Genomic DNA, 24,672 nt, shown 5'->3' with positions numbered 1-24,672 from the left:
CATTCCGTGGTGGATCAGACGACGAAGCAGATTTTTGTCACCGGGGGCGTTGCCTCCTCCCTCGGAAAAGGCCTGACGGCATCGAGCCTCGGCCGACTCCTTCGCGCACGTGGCCTCAGCGTCACGATGCAGAAGCTCGACCCGTACCTCAACGTCGACCCGGGAACGATGAACCCGTTCCAGCACGGTGAGGTGTTCGTCACCGAAGACGGTGCGGAGACCGACCTCGACATCGGGCACTACGAGCGGTTCCTCGACGTCAACCTGCACGGTCGCGCCAATGTGACGACCGGCCAGGTGTACTCCGACGTCATCGCCAAGGAGCGTCGCGGCGAGTACCTCGGCGACACCGTGCAGGTGATCCCGCACATCACGAACGAGATCATGGACCGCATGCGCGCCGAGGCCAACGGCCCCGACGCTCCGGACATCATCATCACCGAGATCGGCGGCACCGTCGGCGACATCGAGTCGCTGCCGTTCCTCGAGGCCGCTCGCCAGGTCCGCCACGCCGTGGGCCGCGACAACGTCTTCTTCCTCCACGTCTCCCTCGTGCCCTACATCGGACCGAGCGGCGAGCTCAAGACGAAGCCCACGCAGCACTCCGTCGCGGCACTGCGTCAGGTCGGTATCCAGCCCGACGGCCTCGTGCTGCGCGCGGACCGCGAGATTCCCGAGGGCATCAAGCGCAAGATCTCCCTCATGTGCGACGTCGACTCCGAGGCAGTCGCCGCTGCCGTCGACGCGCCGAGCATCTACGACATCCCGAAGGTCGTGCACGCCGAGGGCCTCGACGCCTACGTCATCAGCCGTCTCGGCCTGCCGTTCCGTGATGTCGACTGGGCCCAGTGGGACACGCTGCTCGGCCACGTTCACTCGCCGGCCCACGAGGTGGAGCTCGCGCTCGTCGGCAAGTACATCGACCTGCCCGACGCCTACCTGTCGGTGACCGAGGCCATGCGTGCCGGTGGCTTCCACCACGACACCAAGGTGAAGATCCGCTGGGTCGCCTCCGACACCTGCCAGACCGAGGCCGGCGCGCAGAAGGCGCTCGGGGGAGTGGACGGCATCCTCGTCCCCGGCGGCTTCGGCGTGCGCGGCATCGAGGGCAAGCTCGGCGCTCTGCGCTGGGCACGTGAGAACAAGGTGCCCACCCTGGGCATCTGCCTCGGTTTGCAGTGCATGGTCATCGAGTACGCCCGCAACGTCGCCGGTATCGCGGACGCCTCGTCGTCGGAGTTCGACCCGAACACGAGCCACCCCGTCATCGCGACGATGGAGGAGCAGAAGTCCTACGTCCAGGGCGAGGGCGACCTCGGCGGCACGATGCGTCTCGGTGCCTACCCCGCGAAGCTCGCGGAGGGTTCTATCGTAGCCACGGCCTATGGCGCCACGGACGTCAGCGAGCGTCACCGTCACCGTTTCGAGGTCAACAACGACTACCGCGACGACATCGCGCAGGCGGGTCTCGTCTTCTCCGGCACCTCGCCCGAGGGCACCCTCGTCGAGTTCGTGGAGCTGCCGAAGGACGTCCACCCGTACTACGTGTCGACGCAGGCGCACCCCGAGTTCAAGTCGCGCCCGCACCGGGCGCACCCGCTTTTCGCCGGTCTCGTGGAGGCGGCGCTCGAGCGCAAGAAGGGCTGAGCCGCAAGCGAACCGGTCGGTGCCTGCCCCTGGACATATGGGGCGGGCACCGACCGTTCTGTGAGAAAATCCCCTCATGACGAGCGAGCACGGACGGATGACCCGCGACGACCTCGTCGACGAGTACGCCAAGGCGCCCGTCACGCATAGCGAGTGCGTCTACGAAGGCCGGGTCTGGAACGTCCTGTCCGAGGAGGCCGACCTCGGCGACGCCGGTCGCGTCACCCGCGACTTCGTCGACCACCCTGGCGCCGTCGCTGTTCTCGCCCTGCGTGGTGAAGCCGGCGCCGAAGAGGTGCTCGTCATTCAGCAGTACCGCCACCCGATCGGTGCCCGCGAGTGGGAGATTCCTGCGGGTCTGCTCGACGTCGACGGCGAACCTCCGCACGAAGCGGCACTGCGCGAACTCTACGAAGAGGCCGACCTGCGAGCCGGGCGCCTCGACCTGCTCATCGACTACGCCTCCTCGCCGGGCGGTCTGTCGGAGCAGTTGCGTATCTACCTCGCCCGGGACGTGAGCGAGGTCGCTGCCGACGACCGTTTCGAGCGCGAGGACGAAGAGCTCGACATGCCGACGGCCTGGGTGTCGCTCGACGATGTCGTCGCCGCGGCCATGGCGGGCCGCATCCACAATCCGACCCTCCTCATGGGAGCGTTCGCCGCGAATGTCGCACGCGCGAACGGGTGGAACGACCTGCGACCCGCCGACTCACCGTGGGAGGTCCACCCGAAGGTCTCCTGACGCCGCGGGTGCCTGAGTGCGGCCCGCATGGCCGCGGTTCCTCGCATCCCGACCCAAGAAGTCCCTTCCGCTCCACCCACCCGCCGGCCCTCCCGAACGTCGTCTCGAGGTTCTCGCGTGATCCTTCTCATCTCCGTTTATCTCCTGGCTGCGCTCGCCGCGCCGGCGATGGCGCGCGCCCTCGGGCGCAAGGTTTTCATGGCCCTTGCGATCGTGCCGCTCGCCACCTTCGTCTGGGCCGTGCTCAATGCGCCGGGCGCCGCCCCCGTCACCCAGACCGTCTCGTGGATTCCCTCACTCGGAACCGATCTGGCGTTCCGGATGGGTGCCCTGCAGTGGCTGCTGACCCTCGTTGTGGCCGGCGTGGGTGCCCTCGTCCTCTTCTACTGCGCCTCCTACTTCCATGACGACGACCGTGTCGGCTCGTTCGCGGCCACCTTCATCGCGTTCGCCGGTTCGATGCTCGGCCTCGTCCTGGCCGACGACCTGCTCATGGTCTACGTCTTCTGGGAGATGACGACGGTCTTCTCCTACCTGCTCATCGGTTACGACATGACCAAGCGCTCGGCGCGCCTGGCAGCCATGCAAGCGCTGATCGTCACGACGTTCGGCGGGCTCGCGATGCTCGTCGGCATGCTCATGCTCGGTCACCTCGCCGGCACGATGCGTATCTCCGAGATCCTCGCCGACCCGCCGGCTGCCAGCGGCCTGCTGACGGCGGCCGTGATGCTCGTGCTCGTCGGCGCTCTGAGCAAGTCGGCCATCGTGCCGTTCCACTTCTGGTTGCCCGGTGCCATGTCGGCCCCGACCCCGGTGAGTGCCTACCTGCACGCCGCCTCGATGGTGAAGGCGGGCGTCTACCTCGTGGCCCTGCTCGCCCCGACGTTCGCGGGTGTGCCCGGCTGGCGCGCCGGCATCCTCACCCTCGGTGTGCTCACCATGCTCGTCGGCGGCTGGCGTTCACTCGTGCAGTGCGACGTCAAGCTGATCCTCGCCTACGGCACCGTGAGCCAGTTGGGGTTCCTCCTCGTCGTCCTCAGTGTCGGCACCCGCGCGGCGGCTCTGGCCGGTGTGGCGTTGCTCCTGGCCCACGCGCTGTTCAAGTCCTGCTTGTTCCTCGTCGTCGGCATCATCGACCACAACGCTGGAAACCGTGACCTGCGCACCCTCTCGGGCCTCGGGCGCCGTTCGCCGGTGCTGTTCGCCGCGGCCGCGATCGCCGGCGCATCGATGGTCGGCTTCCCGCCCCTGCTGGGCTTCGTGGCCAAGGAGAGCGTTCTCACCGCCCTCGTCGACGTGACGGCCGGTGGCGACGGAACCGGCCTCGGACCGGTGGCGGCCTGGACCGTGCTCGCCGGAGTCGTCCTGGGCTCGATCATCACCACGGCCTACACGTTGCGATTCCTCTGGGGCGCTTTCGCCGACAAGCCTGGCGTCGAGGCCACGGACTTCAAGACTCCCAGCCCCGCTTTCCTCGCCTCACCCGTCGTCCTCGCCGTCCTCAGCCTCGGTGTCGCGTTCTTCGGCGGGCCGCTGACAAAGTCGCTCGAGGGGTACACCCACCAGTTCCCGCCGGGGGCCCACGAGGCGAAGCTGGCTCTCTGGCACGGGCTCGGCCTTCCGCTCGCACTGTCGGTCCTCGCCCTGGTCGGTGGTGCGCTCATGTTCGTCGCGCGCCGCCCCATCGCTCATGCGCAGGCGAAGGTCGCCCAGCCGTGGAGTGCGCAGCGCGCCTACCTCTCGCTCATGCACGGCGTCGACCGCCTCTCCGTCGAGGTCACCGGTTTCATGCAGCGTGGTTCGGTGAGCGCCTACCTCGCGGTGACGCTGGTCGTCCTTCTCGCGTTCCCCGGTGTCGCCATGCTCATGGCGTGGACGCCGGACGTCCAGGTCCACGTGTGGGACACGCCGGCCCAGGCGGCGGCCGGACTCGTCGTCGTCCTCGCGGCCATCATGACCGCCCGCGCGCGTCGGCGCCTTCGCGCTGCGCTGCTCGTCGGTGTGACGGGGTACGGCTGCGCCGTCCTCTTCGTCCTGCAGGGCGCACCCGACCTCGCCCTCACCCAAGTGCTCGTCGAGACGGCCAGCGTCATCGCCTTCGTGCTCGTCCTGCGCCGTCTGCCCACCTACTTCACCGATCGGCCGCTGTCGGCGCAGCGTTACGTGCGCGCCCTGCTCGGCCTCGCCGTCGGTGCCGCGGTCGCAGGCATCATGATCGTCGCGACGAACGCCCGCACCGCGCAGCCCGTCTCCGTCGGCTTCCCCGAGGCGAGCGTCGACTTCGGCGGCGGCAAGAACATCGTCAGCGTCACCCTCGTCGACATCCGTGCGTGGGACACGATGGGGGAGATCTCCGTGCTCGTGGCAGCGGCCACCGGTGTGGCGAGCCTGCTCTTCATCGGAACGCGCCGCTCAACGATTCGCCGCGTCGGGGACCTGCCCCAGCACCACGCGGCGGAACCGAAGACGAGCGGCTCGTGGCTCTCCGGGCCGAGCACACTCGCGCCGGAGAAGCGTTCCATCATCTTCGAGGTCGTCACGCGTCTCGTGTTCCCAGCCATGGTCATGGTCGGTGTGTACCTGCTGTTCGCAGGCCACAACTTCACCGGTGGCGGGTTCGCCGGCGGCATCGTCACGGGGCTCGCCCTCGTCGTGCGCTACCTCGCGGGCGGCCGGTACGAGCTCGACGAGGCTGCGCCGATCGACGCGGGCACACTCCTGGGCGTCGGTCTCGTCATCGCGGCGGGCTCGGGCCTCGCGCCGCTGGCGTTCGGCGGCGCTGTGCTGGAGAGCTACCAGTACGACGTCCACCTGCCGCTCCTCGGTGACCACCACCTCGTGACGTCGCTGTTCTTCGACATCGGTGTCTACCTCGTCGTCGTCGGGCTCATCCTCGATCTGCTGCGCACGTTCGGTTCGCGGATCGACCGTCAGATCATCTCCGAGGAACGCGACAACGACGCGGCGAACGCGGAGGTGGCTCGATGAGCGCGAACCTGACCCTCATCATCACGGCGGCGAGCCTCATCGGCGTCAGTGTCTACCTGCTGCTCGAGCGCAGCCTGACGCGCGTCCTCGTCGGGCTGCTCATGCTCGGCAACGGGGTGAACCTTCTGTTCATGGTCGCTGCGGGGCCCTCGGGGCATCCGCCGGTCGCCGGCAAGGTGTCGGCCGAGGACATGACCGACCCGCTTCCGCAGGCACTCGTCCTCACCGCCATCGTCATCGCTCTCGGTACGACGGCGTTCGCCCTGGCCATGGCCTACCGCAGTTGGCAGCTCAACGGGCACGACGACGTCCAGGACGACGTCGAGGACGCCGCGATCCGTCGTCGCGCCCTGCGTGACGAGGCCTCCGACAGCTACGACCTCACGACCGGTGGTCCGGACGACGACGACTCCGCACCCGAGGAGAAGGCATGAATTACGTCGTCCCCCTTCCCGTTCTGCTGCCGCTGTTCGGCTGCGGCGCCGCACTGATGTTCTCGCGTCGCCCCCGGGTACAGCGCGCCATTACGGTGAGCGTCCTCGTCGCCGTCGTGGCCATCGCCTCGATGCTCCTCGTCGCCGCCGACCGGCACGGACCGCAGGTCGCGTGGCTCGGTTCGTGGCCGCGGCCCCTCGGCCTGGCACTCGTGGCCGACCGCGTGTCGGCGCTCATGCTGCTCGTGTCGGCCATCGTCACCCTCGCGGTCCTCGTGTACTCGTTGGCCCAGGGCGGCGCGAGCGAGGACGACGAGAGCACTCCGGTCTCGATCTATCACCCGACGTTCATGGTGCTCGTCGCCGGCGTCTCGAACGCCTTCCTCGCGGGTGACCTGTTCAACCTGTTCGTCAGCTTCGAGATGCTGCTCTTCGCGAGCTATGTCCTGCTCACCCTCGGTGGTACCGAGAGCCGGATCCGGGCGGGCACGATCTACGTCGTCATCAACATGGTGTCGTCGGCGTTGTTCCTCATCGCCATCGCAGCGGTTTACGCCGCGACGGGGTCGCTCAACTTCGCGCAGCTCTCCGAGCGCCTCGGCGACCTGCCGGACGGCGTGGCCCTCACGTTGCAACTGCTGCTGCTCACGGTATTCGCCATCAAGGCCGCTGTGTTCCCGCTGTCGTTCTGGCTCCCGGACAGCTACCCGACGGCGCCCGCGCCGGTGACGGCCGTCTTCGCCGGCTTGCTGACGAAGGTGGGTGTCTACGCCATCCTGCGCACCCAGACACTGCTGTTCCCCGACAGCCCGCTGTCGAACCTGCTGCTGTGGACGGCGTTCGCCACGATGCTCGTCGGCATCCTCGGCGCGGTCGCGCAGTCGGACGTCAAGCGAATGCTCTCGTTCACGCTCGTCAGTCACATCGGCTACATGATCCTGGGCATCGCTCTCGGTTCGGCCGAGGGCCTCGCGGGGGCCACGTTCTACGTCGTGCACCACATCACGATCCAGACCGTGCTGTTCCTCGTCGTGGGGCTCATCGAATACCGCACGGGAACAACGAGCCTGCTGCGCCTCGGCGGCTTGGCGAAGACCGCGCCGTTCATCGCGATCCTCTTCTTCATTCCGGCGATGAACCTCGCGGGCATCCCGCCGCTGTCGGGCTACCTCGGCAAGATCGGACTCCTGCAGGCGGCCGTCGCAGACGGCTCGGCCACGGCCTACGTCCTCGTCGGCGGCGCCGTCGTGACGAGCCTTCTCACGCTCTACGCTATGGCGAAGGCGTGGGCGCTCGCCTTCTGGCGCAGTGAGGAACAGGCGCGCGAAATGTCCAAGGCGCTCAACGAGGCAGCGGCCGAACACGACGAGCCGTCCCTTCGACACATCACGAAGCGGGCCGTCGAGAAGAACGCCAGTGAGGCGGACCGGGTCATGCCGACGGACGTCGCGCTCGCTGCCGGCGCGACGGAGGAGGACGAAGAGGTGGACGACCTCTACGACAAACCGCTCCACGCCCGTGAAGGCGCGACTCCGCGCACGCTCATGTGGCCGACGACGGCGCTCGTCGCCTTCTCGATCGCGCTCACCGTCGTGGCTGGACCGCTTTTCGGCCTCACCGAACGTGCCTCTGTCGACATGAAGGCGCGTACGCCGTACGTCAACGCGGTGTTGGGAGACGACCGATGAGTGATCGACAGTCGCCGTCCGGGCGTCGTCGCCGAGTGCGCTCGGTCTGGCCCTCCATGGTGCCGCTGGCCGTCGTGTGGTGTCTGCTCTGGGGCGAGTTCAGCCTGTTCAACATCCTCGCGGGCGCGCTCGTAGGTGCCGTCGTCGTCATCGCTTTCCCGATGCCGCCATTGCACCTGCATCTGCGGCCGCGCCCCGTGGCTCTGGCCGTGCTCGTCGGAAAGTTCGTCGTCGACGTCGTCGTCTCGAGCGTGCGGGTCGCGTGGACGGCCCTTCGCCCCGGGGCGTCCTCGCTGACGAACGCCATCGTGCGGGTGGAACTCGCGACGCCGTCGGACTTCGTCCTCACGGTGGTCGCGCAGATGACCTCGCTCATCCCCGGAAGCATCGTCGTCGACGTCCACCGCGCGCGGCACACGCTCTACCTGCACGTCCTCGACGTGAACAGCGCCGAGGAAGCGGACGAGTTCCGTCAGCGGGTGCTCGAGCAGGAAGAGCGCGTGGTCGCGGCCATCGGTGGGTACGCCCACGACATCGACGAACGGAGCGACCGACCGGTCCGTGAGGGAGGAACCGAGCGATGAACGCCGTCTACCTGGTGTGCGTGGTCGTCCTCACGGCTGCAGCCGTGCTCACGCTCGCCCGCGTCACGATGGGCCCGACGATGCTCGACCGCAGCGTCGCGCTCGACGTGCTCATCTCGATCGTCATCTGTGGCCTCGCGGTTGAAGCCGCCTGGAACCAGCACCTGTTCACCCTGCCAACCCTCCTCGTGCTCGCGCTGCTCGGTTTCACCGGTTCGGTTTCCGTGGCGCGCTACATCCGAGGGTTCGACGACATCGAGGACGAGGAGGACGGAGCATGACCACGTTCTTCGACGTCGTTGCCGCCATCTGCATGATCACGGGCTCGCTGCTGGCGCTCGTGGCCGCGATCGGGCAGGTCCGGATGCCGGATCTGCTCAGCCGCACTCACCCCGCGACGAAGCCTCAGGTGCTGGGGCTCGGCCTCGTCCTGCTCGGCGTCGCGCTGCGGCTGCGTGAGCCGGAAGCTTTCGGGCTGCTCGCCCTCGTCATCATCTTCCAGCTCGTCACCTCACCGGTCGCGAGCCACATGATCGGGCGTGCCGCGGTGCGTACCGACAACCGCGGGGAAGAACGCCTCGTCGTGGACGAGCTGTCCGAGGACCGCCCGCAGGGGCGAGCCGACGAAGGGGACGTTCCGGATCAGCGGTAGCCGCCCTGCCGACGCACGGCCGCTTCGATCTGCTCACGGTCTGTGCCCGCGGCCAGTAGCACGCTGACGAGCAGGCGCGCCTTGAGTGCATCGAGATAGCCGCCCATGACGACGCCGCGCTGCTGGAGATCGACCTCCGCCCCGACGGCGCCGTACGTCTCGACGAGGGCCGGGCCGGAGTGCGTACGGCTCGTCATGATGACGGGCATGCGCTCGGCGATGGCGCCGACCGCCTCGGCCCACCACCCCGGAACGTGGCCCGCGCCGAAGCCGGCCAGGACGAGGGCATCGGCACCGTCAGCGACGGCCTCCAGCGTGCGGACCGACTGCCCGAAGCCGGTGACGAGGACGGGTACCTCGACGTCCATCGTCGTCACGTTCGACACGTCGGCGCCGAGCGCAGAGCGCGCGCCCGGCGGAGAGAAGAAGTGGACGTGCCCCTCGAGCACGCGACCGGCGGGGCCGGTGTTGGGGGAGCGGAAGGTAGAGATGGACGCGGTGTCCGATTTGGTGACGTGGCGCGCCGCGTGGATCTCGTCGGCGAAGACGACGAAGGCGCCCCTTTCGCGCGCCTCGGGGGAAGCTGCGACACGCACGGCCGCGAGGAGGTTCGCTGCGCCGTCGGCGCCGGCCATCGTCGGGTTTCGCATGGCGCCTGTGGCGACGAAGGGTCGCGGGTCGTCCCAGAGAAGATCAAGCAGGTAGGCCGACTCTTCGAGGGTGTCGGTTCCCTGAACGAGAACGAATCCGCCAGCATCGCTCGATCGGGCGCGCTCGAAAACCGTGAGCAGGTGAGTGTAGGTGAGTGAGCCGCTTTGTTCGCGAGCGACCTGCTCGGCCGTGACCTCGGCGTCCACCTGATCGAGGCCTGGAACGGCGGCGAGCAGGTCGTCTCCGCTCAGCGTCGGCCGTACCGAGTGACCGTCCGCGGAGGACATGCTGATCGTGCCGCCGAGAAAGTACATCGTCACCCGTGCCGTCATGGGCGTCAGGCTACCGGCCCGTGTCGCGGCCCATCGATGGGGCCGGGTCAGCCGGCCCGAACAACACGACCGGGCAGGACAACTAGGCTCGAACGCATGAATGCCGAGGAGCTATGCCCCTGCGGTGGCTTCGCCGCCGAGACCTCCTACGCGCGTTGCTGCGCACCCTTCGTCGACGACGGCGAGCCCGCCCCGACGTGCGAGCAGCTCATGCGATCGCGGTACACGGCGTTCGCCCGTCGGAATGCCGACCACCTGTGGCGGACATGGCACCCGCGTACCCGGCCGGAGCAGGTGGCCGACCTCGACGGCGTGACGTGGTTGGGTCTCGAGGTGCTGGGCACCGAAGCAGGAGGGCCTGACGACAGCGAAGGCACCGTCGACTTCGCCGCCCACTTCCGTACGGACGCGGGGGAGCGAGGCGCCGTTCGCGAACACTCAGGCTTCGCTCGCCGCGGCGGGCGCTGGTTCTACGTCGACGGCGACGAACTCGGCTGACTCGCGAGAGCGACAACTCGCTCCCGGCCGAGGTCGACGAACCCGACCCGCGTGAGGATCGGGGCGCTCGTCGTCACCCGCCCCTTGACGACGGCATGTGCATACCCGAGTTCGTGTGCGCGCCGAAGACGGGCGAGAAGGTTCGCGCGGTAGGCCCCGCGCCCGCGCGCCGCCTTCGTCGACGATCCTCCCCACAGGAGAACGAGGCGATCGTCGGGGTAGAACGTCATGCCGCCGGAGGCAGCCGGTCGGCCGTCGAGCACCGTGACGAAGACGCCGCCGCGCCCCTGGTCGTACTCCTCCTGGCACGCCCGAGCCCTCACGTCGGGGTCCTCGTCGTTCGGGGTCTCGTTCTCGAACGCCTCATCGCTCACGGCATCCCAGGCCTTCACGAGGTCGGGTGTGGTGACGGGCTCGGTGGACACGTCGTCCGGCACCGGTACGTCCGGCACGCCCTCGCTCAGATCGAGTGCGAGCACGGACAACGTCTCGGCCACATGCCCGCCCCGCTCGAGGAGCCTGGGCTCGAGTGAAGGGTTCGGGGTGGCGCTGCTCAGGCCGCAGAACCACACCGTGTCGCGGCTCCAGGACCGCGCCTGCGCCAACGCGGCGTCGATGACGTCGTCAGCGGGGGAGCGCGAGGTGAGGCGGTGGGCCTGGCAGTGCTGCTGCAGCCACATCGGGTACTTCACCAGGGTGAAGGCGTCGGTGCGAACCACCTCCGCGAAGTCGGGCTCCCACACGATGGCCGCAGCGGCCCGGCGCACTACGTCGACGTCCATGACGCCAGACTAGGCCGGGCGGAATCACGGGTGCGGCCATCGCCGCGCGTCACCTAGAATGAGAAGCGTTGTTCGTGGTGGCGTGACGACCCACCGGAGCCTCTTCGAAGACTCGGCGAACAGCACGCGCGTCCGGCGACACCGACGAGAGGCCGAAGTTCTTTCGGCGAAGGTGTGGTGGCACCGCGACCTGGCCCCCGCCCACACCTCCCGGGCTGCCCCCACGTGGGCGCACCCGGTCGCAGGTATCGCAAGCATCTTTCCGGGTGAACCCGTCGTGGACCGACCCGAAAGGAACATCATGCTTCGTACCCATGAAGCCGGAACCCTGCGCCAGTCGAACGTCGGTGACACCGTCACCCTCACCGGCTGGGTGGCCAAGCGACGCGACCACGGTGGCGTGGCCTTCGTCGACCTGCGTGACGCCTCGGGCGTCGTCCAGGTCGTCGCGCGCGACGAGGTGCTCACCGGCGCCGCGCACGGCCTGCGCTCCGAGTACTGCATCAAGGTGACCGGCAAGGTCACCGCGCGCGAGGCGAAGGACGTCAACCCGAACCTGCCGACCGGTGAGGTCGACGTCGTTGCCGACGAGATCGAGGTTCTCTCCGAGGCTGCTGCCTTGCCGTTCCAGATCGACGAGCGCATCACCGTCGGCGAAGAGGCCCGCCTCAAGTACCGCTACCTCGACCTGCGCCGTCAGGCTCCTGGCGACGCGCTCCGTCTGCGCTCGAAGGTGTCGCAGGCCGCGCGTTCCGTGCTCGGCGAGCGCGACTTCGTCGAGATCGAGACCCCGACGCTCACCCGTTCCACGCCCGAGGGCGCTCGCGACTTCCTCGTGCCCGCACGTCTCGCGCCGGGCAGCTGGTACGCCCTGCCGCAGAGCCCGCAGCTGTTCAAGCAGCTGCTCATGGTGGCCGGCATGGAGCGCTACTACCAGATCGCGCGTTGTTACCGCGACGAGGACTTCCGCGCCGACCGTCAGCCCGAGTTCACGCAGCTCGACATCGAGATGAGCTTCGTCGAGCAGGACGACGTCATCGAGCTCGGTGAGTCGATCGCCAAGGCGGTGTGGAAGACGATCGGTGTCGACCTGCCGACGCCGTTCCCGCGCATGACGTACGCCGACGCCATGGCGAAGTACGGCTCGGACAAGCCTGACCTGCGCTTCGCCAACGAGCTCACCGACTGCACCGAGTTCTTCTCCGACACGACGTTCCGTGTGTTCCAGGCAGAGTACGTCGGCGCCGTCGTCATGCCGGGCGGCGCGAGCCAGCCGCGTCGACAGCTCGACGCGTGGCAGGAATGGGCCAAGCAGCGCGGCGCCAAGGGTCTCGCGTACGTCCTCGTCGCCGAGGACGGTTCGCTCACCGGGCCCGTGGCGAAGAACCTCTCCGAGACCGAGACGTCCGGCTTGGCCGAGCACGTCGGCGCGAAGCCGGGCGACTGCATCTTCTTCGCCGCCGGCGCCACGAAGGCCTCGCGGGCTCTGCTCGGTGCGGCGCGCCTCGAGATCGGCAAGCGTTGCGAGCTCATCGACGAGAACGCGTGGAGCTTCCTGTGGGTCGTCGACGCACCGCTGTTCGAGCCGGCCGCTGACGCTGTCGCCTCGGGCGACGTGGCCGTCGGTGCGGGTAAGTGGACCGCCGTGCACCACGCCTTCACCATGCCGAAGGCCGAGTACCTCGACACGTTCGACACGAACCCGGGCGAGGCGCTCGCCTACGCCTACGACATGGTGTGCAACGGCAACGAGATCGGCGGCGGGTCGATCCGTATCCACCGCCGCGACATCCAGGAGCGCGTGTTCAAGGTCATGGGCCTGTCGCAGGAGGACGCACAGGAGAAGTTCGGCTTCCTCCTCGAGGCCTTCAGCTTCGGCGCCCCGCCGCACGGCGGTATCGCGTTCGGCTGGGACCGCATCGTGTCGCTGCTCGCGGGTGTCGACTCGATCCGTGAGGTCATCGCCTTCCCGAAGAGCGGTGGCGGTTACGACCCGTTGACGGCTGCGCCCGCCCCGATTACTGCGCAGCAGCGCAAGGAGGCCGGCATCGACGCGAAGCCCGAGCCGAAGAAGGAAGCAGCTTCCCCGGCTGCACCGGACGAGGTTTCGCCCACGCAGTCCTGATCGACGGCCGCTCGTGCCCCGTCATCCCCTGTGGGTGGCGGGGCACGCCCCTTTTCCGGGCGATAGTTTGGGTCGCATGACTTCATCCCCGCGAGCTGTCCTTCTCGACGCCGACGGCGTGCTGCAGCACCCGTCCCACGACTGGGAGGCCGCCCTGGCCGACGTCGGGGGAGCGGCCTTCCCCGCGGCCGTCTTCGAGCACGAGCGGCCCGCCATGCGCGGGGAGATGACGATGCGTGAGGCGCTCCTCGCCGCGGCGCAGGCGGTCGGCAGCGACATCGATGTCGACGACACCCTGACGCTGTGGGGACGCTTCGACCTCGACGAGGAGGCTCTGTCCGTGGTCGACGAGCTACGCGCGCTCGGGTACCGGTGCTACCTCACGACCAACCAGCAGGACGTCCGGGTTGCGGCAATGCGTGAACGCTACGCGAACCGCCTCGACGGCTACTTCTTCTCCTGCGAGGTGGGAGAAGCCAAACCGGCGGGGCAGTACTTCGTCCGCGTCCTCGAGACCCTCGGCCTGCAGCCGGGTGACTGCGTCTTCGTCGACGACTCACCGGCCAACGTCCGCTCCGCGTCCGGCGTGGGTCTGCGCTCGCACCTCGTGGACGCGAGTGACAACGTCGCGAGCCTTCGAGCTGCGCTGCGCAATGAAGGGCTCCTGCCCGACTGATTTTCGCCAACGCACCACCCGATGAGTCCGCATCGCGACTCATCTGGTGGTTTCCGTCGGTCAGTGAGTGAAGCCGAACCTGGCGTGCCAGCGCTTGAGGAACGCCGGCGCCCACCAGTTCCACCGGCCCATGAGCGTCATCGTCGCGGGGACGAGGATCATGCGCACGAGCGTCGCATCGAGCGCGATCGACAGCGCGAGTCCGACGCCGAGCTGCTTGACGACGATCATCTTGGCCGCGGCGAAGCCGAGCATGACGATGATCATGAGCAGAGCGGCGCTCGTCACGATCCGGCCGCATCGCTGGATGCCGACGGCCACGGCTCGCGCGTCGTCGTCGCCCTGTTCGTGCGCCTCGACGATGCGTGACAGGAGAAAGACCTCGTAGTCCATGGCGAGGCCGAACCCGAACGCCAAGAGAATGACGGGCACGGTGGATTCGACGGCGTCGTTGCTCGTGTAGCCGAGCAGGGTTTCGAAGTGCCCGTTCTGGAAGATCCACGTCATGGCGCCGAGGCTCGCTGCCAGTGACAGCGCGTTGAAGATCAACGCCTTGAGCGGGAGCACGAGCGAACCGGTCATGAGGAAGAGCAGGACGAGCGTCGCGAGTGCGACGACGAGTGCTACGAGAGGAGCGCGGGCGGTGATGGCCTTGCTGTAGTCGTCGAGTTTCGCCTGTTGACCCGTCACCCAGGTGTCGAACTCAGGGCGGTCTGAGCGCAGGGCATCGACGACTTGGCCGGTTCGCCCGTTGGACGGCGTCGCACCGGCGACGCGAACACCGACTGCGACATAGCCGTCGCCGAGATCGCGCGTCGGGTTGATCCCGCTCACGTGCTCAACCTTCGCAACGTCCCGTGTGGCCCAGGCGCTCGCGGTCGCGACGTCGGTCTTCGCGACGACGGTGACCGCGGGCTCGGCGAGTGCGGGAAAGTCCTGGCGCAGATCGGCGAGGAGCACCCGCTGCGTGTCCTCCTTGGGCAGCATGGCGCCGGTGGAACTGACCTGACGCAGGCCGGCGAGGGGAGTGGCGAGCAGCACGAGCACGGCCACGACAGCGGCGATGGAGACCCAGATGTGACGTTGCACCCCGTGGGCGAGCGAGGCGAAACGACCCGTGTCCGCGTCCGGCGCGACACGCTTGCGAGCGAGTCGGCGTGCCGCGAGGCGGGCGCATGCGGGGACGAGAGTGAGGGAAGCAAAGCACGCGACGACAACGACGGACAGGCCTGCGAGACCGACCGCCTTCGTCACCGAGGCCGGGAAGAGGAGCAGACCCGACACGGAGATGGCGACTGTCAGGCCACTGAACAGGACGGTACGTCCCGCTGTGGAGAGCGTGCGAGCCGTCGCGAGATCGAGCTCCGCGTCGCTCAGGTCCCGAGCCTCACGCTCGTCACCACCCACGCGTGACAGTTCCTCGCGGAATCGCCCGACGATGAGCAGGCCGTAGTCGATGGACAGGCCGAGGCCCAGGATCGTCACGATGTTGACGACGGTGGCGTCGAGTTCGGTGAACTGGGCGAATCCGAAGAGGGCGAGCAGACCGCCACCGATGGAGGAGATCGCACCCGCGAGAGGCAGGCCCGCTGCGATGAAGCCGCCGAAGACAATGACCATGACGACGAGGGTCAGCGGGAAGGCGATTCCCTCCCCGGTGCGCAGATCCTCCTGGACCTGGTCGGTGATGCGCTTGAGCACCTCGACCGAACCACCGGTGCGGACGGTGCCGGCATCGCCGACGACGGCCTTCGCGCGGCGAGTGACCTCGCTGGAGGCCCTCTCCTGATCGGCCTTGGCCAAACCCGGCTCGAGGTTCGCGACGAAAACGACCGATTGTGGGGCGGACTTCGAGGTGTACACCGCGGCCACTCGCGGATCCCGAGCCGCGGGGGTGAAGGCCGACTCGACGGACCTCGTGCGCGGGGCAGCGTCGATCTCCTTCTGCAGGGGCGGGCCGAGGGAGCGTTGCTCGGATCGGTCGAGACCGTCGATGCGCACGAGGACGCTGCCGCCGGCCCTGTCACCGGTGAGGAGCTTGTCGTTGCCGAAGTGGGACTCACCGGGGACGTACGGCTCCTTCTGCTGCAGTTGCCCGAAGAGTCCGCCCCCGCCGAAGGCTCCGCTCGTGCCGGCGAAAGCGAGCACGACGCCGACTAGCCACGCGAGTGCGATCCACTTCGCGCGACGGGCGACGAAGTGTCCGTAGCGCCCGCCCTGGGGGGTTCGGGTGGTCACGCAAGAATCCCGACGACGACGCAGACAACGGCAAGAACCATGAGTGCGGTCGGGAGCGGGAGGAAACGCACGGACTTGCCCGACGGGGTGCCGGTGGGGTTGTCGACGGTCTCTGCATTGAGGGCCTCGCGCAACGCACGTGACGATGTCGGCAATTCCACCAGGGATCCGGGTTCGGGGCGCCACGAGCCCGCGGCGCCGGAGGTCTGCATGTCACGGTCACTGCGTGCCTTCTGGGAGCCGATTGCCCAGACGGTCGTGCGGCCACCGTCGTTGTCGTGGATGACGAGGCTTCCCCGCGAATCCGTGTGGGAGATGCCCTCCCACGGAAGAGTGACCTCACGCACGACGTTGCTCACGATCACGGCGTCCGCGGTGAAGCGCAGGCTCGGACGCGCCATGACGCAGAACGAGAGCGCGGCGAACGCGGCGCCGAAGTACAGCATCGGGCGTCCGCTGTGGGAGAAGGCCCCGGCCACGGCAAGGAGCGCTCCGATGACGACCCCGATCCAGCCGATGTAGACGTTGAAGCGCTGCCTGGTCGCATTGACCCCGCTCGGTTGGGACATGGTGCATCTCCGCTCTCGTTCTGGCGGCCCAACTCTAGCGGGGTGCTGCCGGGTCCACCTGATTGACTGGGCGCATGAGCGATGACCTGTTCTCGAACCAACTCGACGGTGAACGTCGCGACGGTACGGCAGCCAGCGGGGCCATGGCGCCCTTGGCCGTTCGAATGCGTCCGCGGACGCTCGAGGAAGTGCGTGGGCAGGGTGACGTCCTCAAGCCCGGTTCGCCGCTCCGTCGACTCATCGAAGGTCAATCGGGGGCTGCCGGTCCGATGAGCGCGATCCTCTGGGGTCCTCCGGGAACAGGGAAAACGACGCTGGCGCACCTGGCCGCGGGCAGCGCCGACCGACGCTTCGTCGAGCTCTCCGCGATTACCGCCGGCGTGAAGGACGTGAGGCAGGCGATGGAGGAGGCTGGCCGTCACCTCGCGATGTACGGACGCTCGACCGTGCTGTTCCTCGACGAGATCCACCGCTTCTCCAAGGCACAGCAGGACGCGCTCCTGCCGGGAGTGGAGAACCGCACCGTCATCCTCGTCGCGGCCACGACGGAGAACCCCAGCTTTAGCGTCATCGCGCCCCTGTTGTCACGCTCCGTCCTCGTGACGCTCAAGTCGCTAGACGACGAGCAGGTTGCCGCCGTCATCGCCAGTGCCCTCGCCGACGAGCGGGGTTTCGCAGGCGCGTTCACGCTCGCGGACGACGCGCGCGACCATCTCGTGCGCATGGCCGGGGGTGACGCCCGGCGAGCTCTGACGGCACTCGAAGCTGCCGCCGGCGTCACCACGGACGCAGGGGGGAGCGAGATCTCGTTGGCCTCGGTGGAACAGGCCATGGCTGCGGCCGCTGTTCGTTACGACCGTGCCGGCGACCAGCACTACGACGTCTCGTCGGCCCTCATCAAGTCGATGCGCGGTTCGGACGTCGATGCCGCACTTCACTACCTCGCGCGCATGCTCGAGGCGGGGGAGGACCCGCGCTTCATCGCACGCCGCATCGTCATCGCGGCCAGTGAAGACATTGGCATGGCAGATCCGACGGCTTTGCAGACCGCAGTGGCCGCCATGCACGCCGTGGCGCAGATCGGCATGCCCGAGGCTCGGATCATCCTCGGCCAGGCCGTCGTCCACAACTGTCTCGCTCCGAAGTCGAACGCCGCCTACTCGGCGATCAACGCCGCCATCGCCGATGTCCGTGCCGGGCGCGGAGGCGCCGTGCCACCTCATCTGCGCGGTACCGGCTACGCCGGGGCGACGCAGCTCGGCCACGGGGCCGGATATCGATACACGCACGACGAACCGTCCGGTGTCGGGCCGCAACAGTTCCTACCGGACGATCTGGTGGCGGACGCGGACTACTACGCGCCGACGGCACGCGGCTGGGAGGAACGGCTGGGCGAGCGGTGGCGCTCGCTGCGCGCGACAATTCGCGGCCGTTGAGCGTGCAAGGCGATGCACCGCGCTGAGAAACGTTGCGAGAGTTTCCGCCCCTGGCCGTGTTTTGTTAACCCCTCGTCTCATGGGCTGAGAAAAGTAACGATCTGGTGACCGTGCCTCGATAAGGCTTGCATCACACCTTCGCTGAGGCATGATCTGTGGGTGCGCACAGCGGGACACCTTCCCGCAACAGGTTTTTCGCGCGCGGACCGAAGCGCCCCACAGGGCGTCGCTACCGAAAGGGCAGAGCCTTGACGATGGTCACCGGCGATCCGAACGTCGAGAACTTCTCTCCCGACGGCGCGGAGTCCGAGAGCCCCAAGAAGATCGAAGGACGTTCGCTTCGGCAGATCGCCCTCGGTCGCCTGAAGAAGGACAAGGGCACCCTCGCCGCCATGATGATCGCGGCTCTGTTCATCCTGTGCGCGATCGCCTCGCCGATCCTCGACAAGATGGGCGTCATCGACCCCTTCACGAACCACCGCGAGTTGATCGACTCCTCGGGTAACCCGAAGGTCGGCATCAGTGGAAGCCACCTGCTGGGGGTTGTTCCCGGTAGCGGCACAGATCTGCTCAGCCGCCTCATGCTGGGTGTGACGTTCTCCGTCATCGTCGGTCTGTGCGCCACGATCGTGGCGATCAGCATCGGTCTCGTGATCGGTCTCATCGCGGGCTTCTCCGGCGGCAAGGTCGACTTCCTGTGCAGCCGTTTGATCGACCTCGTCTTGTGTTTCCCGCAGACGCTCATGTTGCTCGCTCTTTCGGGAACACTGGTCGCGCGCCTCGAAGACATCGGAGTTCCGAAGGGCAATGTCGCGATGGGCCTTTACGTCATTCTCGTCCTGGGCCTGTTCGGATGGCCGACCTTCGCGCGAATCATCCGTGGTCAGGTCATGACCCTGCGCAACCGCGAGTTCGTCGAAGCCGCTCGAAGCCTCGGCGCCTCGAACAAGCGCCTGTACTTCACCGAGCTGCTGCCCAACCTGTGGGCCCCGCTGCTCGTGTACTCCACGCTGCTGTTCCCGGTCTTCGTCTCGGCCGAGGCGGCCCTCGGGTTCCTCGGGGTCGGCATCAAGGCGCCCACCCCGACGCTGGGAAACATCATCAACGACTCGGTTGCCTACGCGCAGACCAACGCTCTCTACTTCTTCGCCCCGACCCTGTCTGTTGCTCTGCTGGTGCTGAGCTTCAACCTTGTCGGTGACGGCCTCCGCGACGCCTTGGACCCCAAGGCCGACCGCCACTGACACGTGGCACCCCGTACTCCTGACCAGCAACGGTCAGGCCAGTTGGATCGCCTCGGCGGATCCTGCTTCATCAAGGAGATGACGATGAACAAGAAGTCGTATTCCATCCTCGCCGTGGCGGTGGCTGGTTCGATGGGCCTCGCTGCATGTGGCGGCGGCTCGAGTGACAACAAGTCCGGGGGTTCGGGCGCCGAGGGGTCGGGTGGCACGCTCTACTACCTGACAAAGCGCCCCGCGGAGCACCTCGACCCGCAGCGCATGTACATCGGTCGTGACCTGTCCAACCTGGGTCGCCTGACGTACCGCTCGCTCGTGCAGTTCCCGGTCACGGAGGACAAGGCCAAGGCCGACAAGCCCGTCGCCGACCTCGCCACCGACACGGGCAAGATGTCGGACGGCGGCAAGACGTGGAAGTTCACGATCAAGGACGGCGTCAAGTGGGAGGACGGCAAGGACATCACCTGCGCCGACTTCAAGTACGGCCTGAGCCGCACGTTCGCCACCGACGTCATCACGGGTGGCCCGAACTACGCGATCGGCTTCCTCGACATCCCGAAGAAGGGTGACGCCCCCGCGTACAACGGCCCCTACAAGAAGGAAGGCCAGGCGGAGTTCGACAAGGCCGTCACGTGTGAGGGCAAGACGATCACGTACAAGTTCAACAAGGCGTGGCCGGACTTCAACCTGGCCGTCGCGTCGCTGCGTGCGTTCGACCCGTACCGCAAGGACAAGGACAAGGGCGACAAGAGCAACTACGCCATCTTCTCCAACGGCCCGTACAAGCTGCAGGGCACCTGGAAGAAGGGCACGGGCGGTACGTTCGTGCGCAACGAGCACTACGACGCCAAGACGGACGGCGTCCGCAAGGCCCTCCCGGACAAGATCGAGTTCAAGGAAGGTCTGACGAACGAGATCATCAACCAGCGTCTGATCGCCGACGGTGGCAAGGACAAGTCCGCCATCACGGACCGCGCGATCCCGCCGTCGATGTACGGCCAGATCAAGGGTGACTCGCAGAAGCGCTCGGTCAACGTCGAGTCGCCGTACGTCGACTACCTCGTCCCGAACTTCAACAAGATGAAGAACCTGAAGGTCCGTCAGGCCCTCCTCGCGGCGACGAACCAGGACGCCTGGATCACCGCTGGCGGTGGCGACAAGGCCTACGCACCCTCGTACTCGATCATCAACCCCGCGCTGACCACCGCCTACGCCAAGAACCCGGCGTTCACGGACGTTCCGAAGGGCAACATCGAGAAGGCGAAGAAGCTCCTCGAGGGCGTTCCGGCGTCCGAGAAGAACATCAAGTTCACCTACTCCGGTGGTACGCCGACCGCCGACAAGCAGGCCGGCGCCATGAAGGACAACTGGGAGAAGGCCGGCTTCAAGGTCACGCTCAACGGTCTGACCGACACGTACTACGACGTCATCCAGAACCCGAAGGCCGACGGCGACGTGTTCTGGGGCGGCTGGGGTTCGGACTGGCCGTCGGCCAGCACCGTCATCCCGGCACTCTTCGACAGCCGCCTCAACCTGACCGAGAAGTCGAACGGCCAGGACTACGGCAACTACAAGTCGGACGAGGTCAACAAGATGATCGACGAGGCGGCCAAGAAGACGTCCGTCGACGAGGCCGGTGAGGTCTACAAGCAGATCGACAAGAAGCTCGGTGAGGACGTTGCCTACATCCCGCTCGAGATCCAGAAGTTCTACTACCTGCGTGGCTCGAAGGTGACGAACTACATCAACAACCCGGCGACCTCGATGTACCCCGACCTGGGTGCCATCGGCGTCTCCAAGTGATCGCCTGATCACCACCTGACCGGCGGGGCATCCACCGATGCCCCGCCGGTTCGCCGGTCGCAGACCGGCATTCGAACTCATCCTGTTCCCCGTTCGAGAGGACAGCCCGCGAGGGCCGGAAGCTCATGGTTGCCTACGTCATCCGCCGAATCTTCTCGGGTCTGATCATGCTCCTCATGGTCACGCTCGTGACGTTCGTGCTCTTCTTCGCCGCCGGCAAGGACCCGGCCCGTCAGACCTGCGGCAAGAACTGCACGCCGCAGCTCATCGAGCAGAACCGCAAGGCCCTCGGGTACGACAAGCCGGTTCTCGTTCAGTGGGGTGACTTCGTCAAGGGCACAGTCGCCGGGCGCGAGTTCCCCGACGACCCCGAACTGAAGGCGAAGGCGCCGGAGACGATCGCCGAGTGCGAGGCTCCTTGCCTCGGGTACTCCCCGTTGGCAAGTCAGAGCGTGACGGACGCGGTGAAGGAAGCGTTCCCCATCTCGTTCTCCATCGCCATCGTCGCGTTCACTTTGGTGATAGTCCTGGGGGTCGGACTCGGCATCGTCGCGGCTTTGACGAACGGGACGTTCGTCGACAAATCCGTCGTCGGTACCGCTCTGTTCTTCTACTCCTTCCCGACCTTCGCGATGGGGCTTCTGCTCTACCAGTTCGTCGCACTCAAGTGGGGCCTGGTCGAAGTGCCCGAGTACGTCACGATCGAAGAAGGCGGGCTCTTGGGCTGGTTCAAGGGTTTGCTGCTCCCGGCGCTCACCCTGGCGCTGTTCACGGCCGCCGGATATGTCCGTATGACGCGTGCCTATGTACTCGAGACCATGAGCGAGGACTACTTGCGTACGGCCAAGGCCAAGGGTCTGGCCAAGGGCAAGATCCTGTGGAAGCACACGATGCGTGCTGCCGTCACCCCGATCATGACGATGGCCGGTATCGACTTCGCCGTCCTGGTCGGCGGTGCACCGATCACGGAATCGGTCTTCAACTACGACGGTCTGGGCAAGCTGGTCGTCAACTCGACGCTCGTTCCGGACCTGCCCATGAACGTCGGTATTGTCGTCGTCCTGTCGGCGCTCGTCATCGTGATGAACATCGTCGTCGACGTGCTCTACGCGGTCGTGGACCCGCGCGTGAAGCTGGGATGAGGGAGAACCGCATGTTTGACAAGCTCAAGAAGAACTCCGGCGGTTCGACGCCCAACTCGAACGCCCGTCAACTCGGCAGTGACTCACGGAGCGTCACCGACAAGGTCGGGGACGCGGCCGAGGCCGCAGTGTCGAAGGCCGGGGACGTTGTCGCCACCGCCGCTGCCAAGGTGGGCGCCGGTGACGCCAAGCACGCACAGGAGCGCTTCACCGCTTCGGCTGAGAAGCCCGGTAAGAAGGTCGTCGACAAGTCCGGCCGTCCGCTGCTGTCGGTGCGCGACCTCAAGGTCCACTGGCCGACCGACGACGGTGTCGTCAAGTCGGTCGACGGTGTGAGCTTCGACCTCTACGAGGGCCAGACCCTTGGCATCGTCGGTGAGTCCGGTTCGGGCAAGTCGGTCACGAGTACGACAATCCTCGGTCTGAACCGCGGAACCAACGCGCAGATCAGTGGCCAGATCGACTTCGACGGTGACGACCTGCTCACCATCAAGGAAGACCGCCTTCGCGAACTGCGCGGCCAGAAGATGTCGATGATCTTCCAGGACCCGCTCTCGGCGCTGCACCCGTACTACACGGTCGGCGCGCAGATCATCGAGGCCTACAAGGTTCACCACCCGAAGGCCTCGAAGAAGGAAGCTCGCGAGCACACCATCGAGATGCTCGCCCGTGTCGGCATCCCGTCCCCGCAGAAGCGCGTCGACCAGTACCCGCACGAGTTCTCCGGCGGTATGCGTCAGCGCGCGATGACGGCCATGGCGCTCGTCAACGACCCCAAGCTGCTCATCGCGGACGAGCCCACCACGGCGCTCGACGTGACGGTCCAGGCGCAGATTCTGGACCTCATGCTGGACCTCCAGCAGGAGTTCAAGTCGGCGATCATCATCATCACGCACGACCTCGGCGTCGTTGCCGACGTCGCCGACGACCTGCTCGTCATGTACGCGGGCCGCCCGGTCGAGCGCGGAGATGTCTACGACACCTTCGCTAAGCCGCAGCACCCGTACACCGTTGGGCTGCTCAACTCGATGCCGCGCCTCGACGAGGCCCGCCGCGAGAAGCTCGACCCGATCCCCGGAAACCCGCCGTCGCTCATCAGCCTGCCCAAGGGATGCTCGTTCGCTCCCCGCTGCGCGTTCAGGCACCTGGTGCCGGGCAGCCGGTGCGACACCGAGATGCCGGATCTCTACACGTTCGGTGATCAGCAGGCCCGCTGCTTCCTCACCGAGGAGCAGAAGGCCGAGCACATGAAGCCGGCGCAGGCCCGCACCATGGACACCCCCGCCGCCGCTGGACCCGTCGAGGCCCACGGCTCCACCAAGCTGGGAGACGACGCATGACCACCCCCGCACAGGAGAACACCGTCGAGGGCGCCAAGCAGGTCGCCGTCGGTGAAGAGGTGCTGCGTGTCCGCGGCCTTCAGAAGCACTTCCCGCAGAAGAAAGCGGGCCTCATCCGTCGCCCCGACAACCCCGTCAAGGCTGTCGACGGCATCGACCTCGTCCTCCGCCGCGGCGAGACGGTCGGGCTGGTGGGGGAGTCGGGTTGTGGCAAGTCGACCGCCGGGCGCACGATGCTCAAGCTCCTCGAACCCACGGGCGGCACCATCGAGTTCGCCGGTGAGGACATCACCAACTTCAAGGGCGGCGACCTGCGTCGCATCCGTCGTGAGTTGCAGATGGTCTTCCAGGACCCGCACGGCTCGCTCAACCCGCGTCACACGGTCGGCAAGATCATCGCAGCGCCGTTCGACATCCAGGGCGTCAAGCCCGAGGGGGGTGTGAAGAACGCGGTTCAGGAACTCATGGAGCGCGTCGGCCTCAACCCCGAGCACTACAACCGTTACCCGCACGAGTTCTCGGGTGGTCAGCGTCAGCGCATCGGTGTGGCCCGAGCCATCGCGCTCAAGCCGCAGGTCATCGTCTGTGACGAGCCGGTGTCGGCGCTAGACGTGTCGATCCAGGCTCAGGTCGTCAACCTGCTGGAGGAGATCCAGGAGAGCGACAAGATGGCGTACGTCTTCGTCGCACACGACCTGTCCGTCGTGCGTCACATCTCCGACCGCGTCATCGTCATGTACCTGGGCAAGGTGATGGAGGACGCGGATCGCGACACGCTCTACGAGCGGCCGCAGCACCCCTACACGCACGCGTTGCTCTCGGCTGTGCCGATTCCGGACCCGACGCTCAAGGGCAAGCGTGAGCGCATCCTGCTCAAGGGCGACCTGCCCAGCCCGCAGAACCCGCCGTCGGGTTGCGTGTTCCGCACGCGTTGCCCCAAGGCTCAGGACCTGTGCGCCCAGGTCGAGCCCGAGGCCACCGAGGTGGCGCCGGGCCACCGCGTCGCCTGCCACTTCCCGGAGGTTCGCACCGACGTCGTGTGACGTGGGGTCGATCGGTCAGTGCCGCGCGGCCACATCGGTGGCCGACTCAGCTCAATAGATT

At 67.2% G+C, this 24,672-nt stretch carries 21 protein-coding genes; 17 read left to right on the top strand and 4 right to left on the bottom strand.

Going from position 1 to position 24,672, the window contains the following annotated elements:
* Nucleotides 1–9: 9 nt before the first annotated feature.
* From K9D12_RS10515 to mnhG, 8 genes are all read left to right on the top strand, one after another.
* Nucleotides 10–1,647, top strand: coding sequence for a CTP synthase (locus K9D12_RS10515; protein ID WP_223060173.1), 1,638 nt, complete (start codon nucleotides 10–12; stop codon nucleotides 1,645–1,647).
* 76 nt (nucleotides 1,648–1,723) lie between these two features.
* Complete coding sequence (locus tag K9D12_RS10510; RefSeq protein ID WP_118912543.1) at nucleotides 1,724–2,389, top strand: NUDIX hydrolase; 666 nt, start codon at nucleotides 1,724–1,726, stop codon at nucleotides 2,387–2,389.
* A gap of 117 nt (nucleotides 2,390–2,506) precedes the next feature.
* Nucleotides 2,507–5,377, top strand: coding sequence for a Na+/H+ antiporter subunit A (locus K9D12_RS10505; RefSeq protein ID WP_129663255.1), 2,871 nt, complete (start codon nucleotides 2,507–2,509; stop codon nucleotides 5,375–5,377).
* The gene (locus K9D12_RS10500) at nucleotides 5,374–5,811 is read left to right on the top strand and encodes a Na(+)/H(+) antiporter subunit C (RefSeq protein ID WP_047312668.1); all 438 of its coding nucleotides are present in this window, start codon (nucleotides 5,374–5,376) and stop codon (nucleotides 5,809–5,811) included. Before K9D12_RS10505 ends, K9D12_RS10500 begins: the two co-directional genes overlap by 4 nt.
* Nucleotides 5,808–7,499, top strand: coding sequence for a Na+/H+ antiporter subunit D (locus tag K9D12_RS10495; protein WP_129663257.1), 1,692 nt, complete (start codon nucleotides 5,808–5,810; stop codon nucleotides 7,497–7,499). The genes K9D12_RS10500 and K9D12_RS10495 overlap by 4 nt, the downstream gene beginning before the upstream one ends.
* Nucleotides 7,496–8,083, top strand: coding sequence for a Na+/H+ antiporter subunit E (locus K9D12_RS10490; protein ID WP_129663259.1), 588 nt, complete (start codon nucleotides 7,496–7,498; stop codon nucleotides 8,081–8,083). Before K9D12_RS10495 ends, K9D12_RS10490 begins: the two co-directional genes overlap by 4 nt.
* Nucleotides 8,080–8,364 carry a monovalent cation/H+ antiporter complex subunit F gene (locus tag K9D12_RS10485; RefSeq protein WP_047312671.1) on the top strand — a complete coding sequence of 95 codons (285 nt, stop codon included), beginning with the start codon at nucleotides 8,080–8,082 and terminating at the stop codon, nucleotides 8,362–8,364. The genes K9D12_RS10490 and K9D12_RS10485 overlap by 4 nt, the downstream gene beginning before the upstream one ends.
* Nucleotides 8,361–8,735: a monovalent cation/H(+) antiporter subunit G gene (gene mnhG / locus K9D12_RS10480; protein WP_047312672.1), complete on the top strand. Its 375-nt coding sequence runs from the start codon at nucleotides 8,361–8,363 to the stop codon at nucleotides 8,733–8,735. Before K9D12_RS10485 ends, mnhG begins: the two co-directional genes overlap by 4 nt.
* Here the strand turns inward: mnhG and K9D12_RS10475 are convergent.
* Nucleotides 8,726–9,718: an asparaginase gene (locus K9D12_RS10475; RefSeq protein ID WP_129663261.1), complete on the bottom strand. Its 993-nt coding sequence runs from the start codon at nucleotides 9,716–9,718 to the stop codon at nucleotides 8,726–8,728. The two genes, mnhG and K9D12_RS10475, sit on opposite strands and share 10 nt — an antisense overlap.
* A 96-nt stretch (nucleotides 9,719–9,814) precedes the next feature.
* Between K9D12_RS10475 and K9D12_RS10470 the strand changes: the two genes are divergently transcribed.
* The gene (locus tag K9D12_RS10470; RefSeq protein ID WP_129663263.1) at nucleotides 9,815–10,216 is read left to right on the top strand and encodes a YchJ family protein; all 402 of its coding nucleotides are present in this window, start codon (nucleotides 9,815–9,817) and stop codon (nucleotides 10,214–10,216) included.
* Here K9D12_RS10470 and K9D12_RS10465 read toward each other — a convergent pair.
* The gene (locus tag K9D12_RS10465) at nucleotides 10,189–10,998 is read right to left on the bottom strand and encodes a hypothetical protein (protein ID WP_129663265.1); all 810 of its coding nucleotides are present in this window, start codon (nucleotides 10,996–10,998) and stop codon (nucleotides 10,189–10,191) included. The genes K9D12_RS10470 and K9D12_RS10465 overlap by 28 nt on opposite strands.
* Nucleotides 10,999–11,299: 301 nt before the next feature.
* On the opposite strand from K9D12_RS10465, the gene aspS reads away from it, so the two are divergent.
* Nucleotides 11,300–13,123, top strand: coding sequence for an aspartate--tRNA ligase (gene aspS / locus K9D12_RS10460; protein ID WP_129663267.1), 1,824 nt, complete (start codon nucleotides 11,300–11,302; stop codon nucleotides 13,121–13,123).
* A gap of 76 nt (nucleotides 13,124–13,199) precedes the next feature.
* Nucleotides 13,200–13,799: an HAD-IA family hydrolase gene (locus tag K9D12_RS10455; RefSeq protein WP_129663269.1), complete on the top strand. Its 600-nt coding sequence runs from the start codon at nucleotides 13,200–13,202 to the stop codon at nucleotides 13,797–13,799.
* Between the two features lie 60 nt (nucleotides 13,800–13,859).
* Here K9D12_RS10455 and K9D12_RS10450 read toward each other — a convergent pair whose 3' ends face one another.
* Nucleotides 13,860–16,037, bottom strand: a complete 2,178-nt coding sequence (locus tag K9D12_RS10450) for an MMPL family transporter (RefSeq protein ID WP_165357847.1) — start codon at nucleotides 16,035–16,037, stop codon at nucleotides 13,860–13,862.
* Nucleotides 16,034–16,606, bottom strand: a complete 573-nt coding sequence (locus tag K9D12_RS10445) for a PH domain-containing protein (RefSeq protein ID WP_165357848.1) — start codon at nucleotides 16,604–16,606, stop codon at nucleotides 16,034–16,036. The genes K9D12_RS10450 and K9D12_RS10445 overlap by 4 nt, the downstream gene beginning before the upstream one ends.
* A gap of 74 nt (nucleotides 16,607–16,680) precedes the next feature.
* Here K9D12_RS10445 and K9D12_RS10440 point away from each other — a divergent pair, with 74 nt between their 5' ends.
* The 6 genes from K9D12_RS10440 to K9D12_RS10415 all read left to right on the top strand — a co-directional run bounded on the left by K9D12_RS10440 (nucleotide 16,681) and on the right by K9D12_RS10415 (nucleotide 24,611).
* Nucleotides 16,681–18,042 (top strand): replication-associated recombination protein A, encoded by a 1,362-nt coding sequence (locus tag K9D12_RS10440; protein ID WP_047312679.1) that lies wholly within the window; start codon nucleotides 16,681–16,683, stop codon nucleotides 18,040–18,042.
* Nucleotides 18,043–18,296: 254 nt separating this feature from the next.
* Nucleotides 18,297–19,286 (top strand): ABC transporter permease, encoded by a 990-nt coding sequence (locus tag K9D12_RS10435; protein WP_047312680.1) that lies wholly within the window; start codon nucleotides 18,297–18,299, stop codon nucleotides 19,284–19,286.
* An 84-nt stretch (nucleotides 19,287–19,370) separates the two neighbouring features.
* Nucleotides 19,371–21,086: an ABC transporter substrate-binding protein gene (locus tag K9D12_RS10430; RefSeq protein ID WP_225911158.1), complete on the top strand. Its 1,716-nt coding sequence runs from the start codon at nucleotides 19,371–19,373 to the stop codon at nucleotides 21,084–21,086.
* A 125-nt stretch (nucleotides 21,087–21,211) separates the two neighbouring features.
* Nucleotides 21,212–22,228, top strand: a complete 1,017-nt coding sequence (locus K9D12_RS10425) for an ABC transporter permease (RefSeq protein ID WP_047312682.1) — start codon at nucleotides 21,212–21,214, stop codon at nucleotides 22,226–22,228.
* A gap of 11 nt (nucleotides 22,229–22,239) precedes the next feature.
* Nucleotides 22,240–23,568: an ABC transporter ATP-binding protein gene (locus K9D12_RS10420; protein WP_225911157.1), complete on the top strand. Its 1,329-nt coding sequence runs from the start codon at nucleotides 22,240–22,242 to the stop codon at nucleotides 23,566–23,568.
* Nucleotides 23,565–24,611, top strand: a complete 1,047-nt coding sequence (locus tag K9D12_RS10415; protein WP_047312683.1) for an ABC transporter ATP-binding protein — start codon at nucleotides 23,565–23,567, stop codon at nucleotides 24,609–24,611. The genes K9D12_RS10420 and K9D12_RS10415 overlap by 4 nt, the downstream gene beginning before the upstream one ends.
* Nucleotides 24,612–24,672: the final 61 nt, after the last annotated feature.

The sequence above is a fragment of the Dermacoccus sp. Tok2021 genome (assembly GCF_019895135.1).
Lineage (GTDB): Bacteria > Actinomycetota > Actinomycetes > Actinomycetales > Dermatophilaceae > Dermacoccus > Dermacoccus abyssi.
This window is presented reverse-complemented; position numbering and strand designations above follow the sequence as displayed.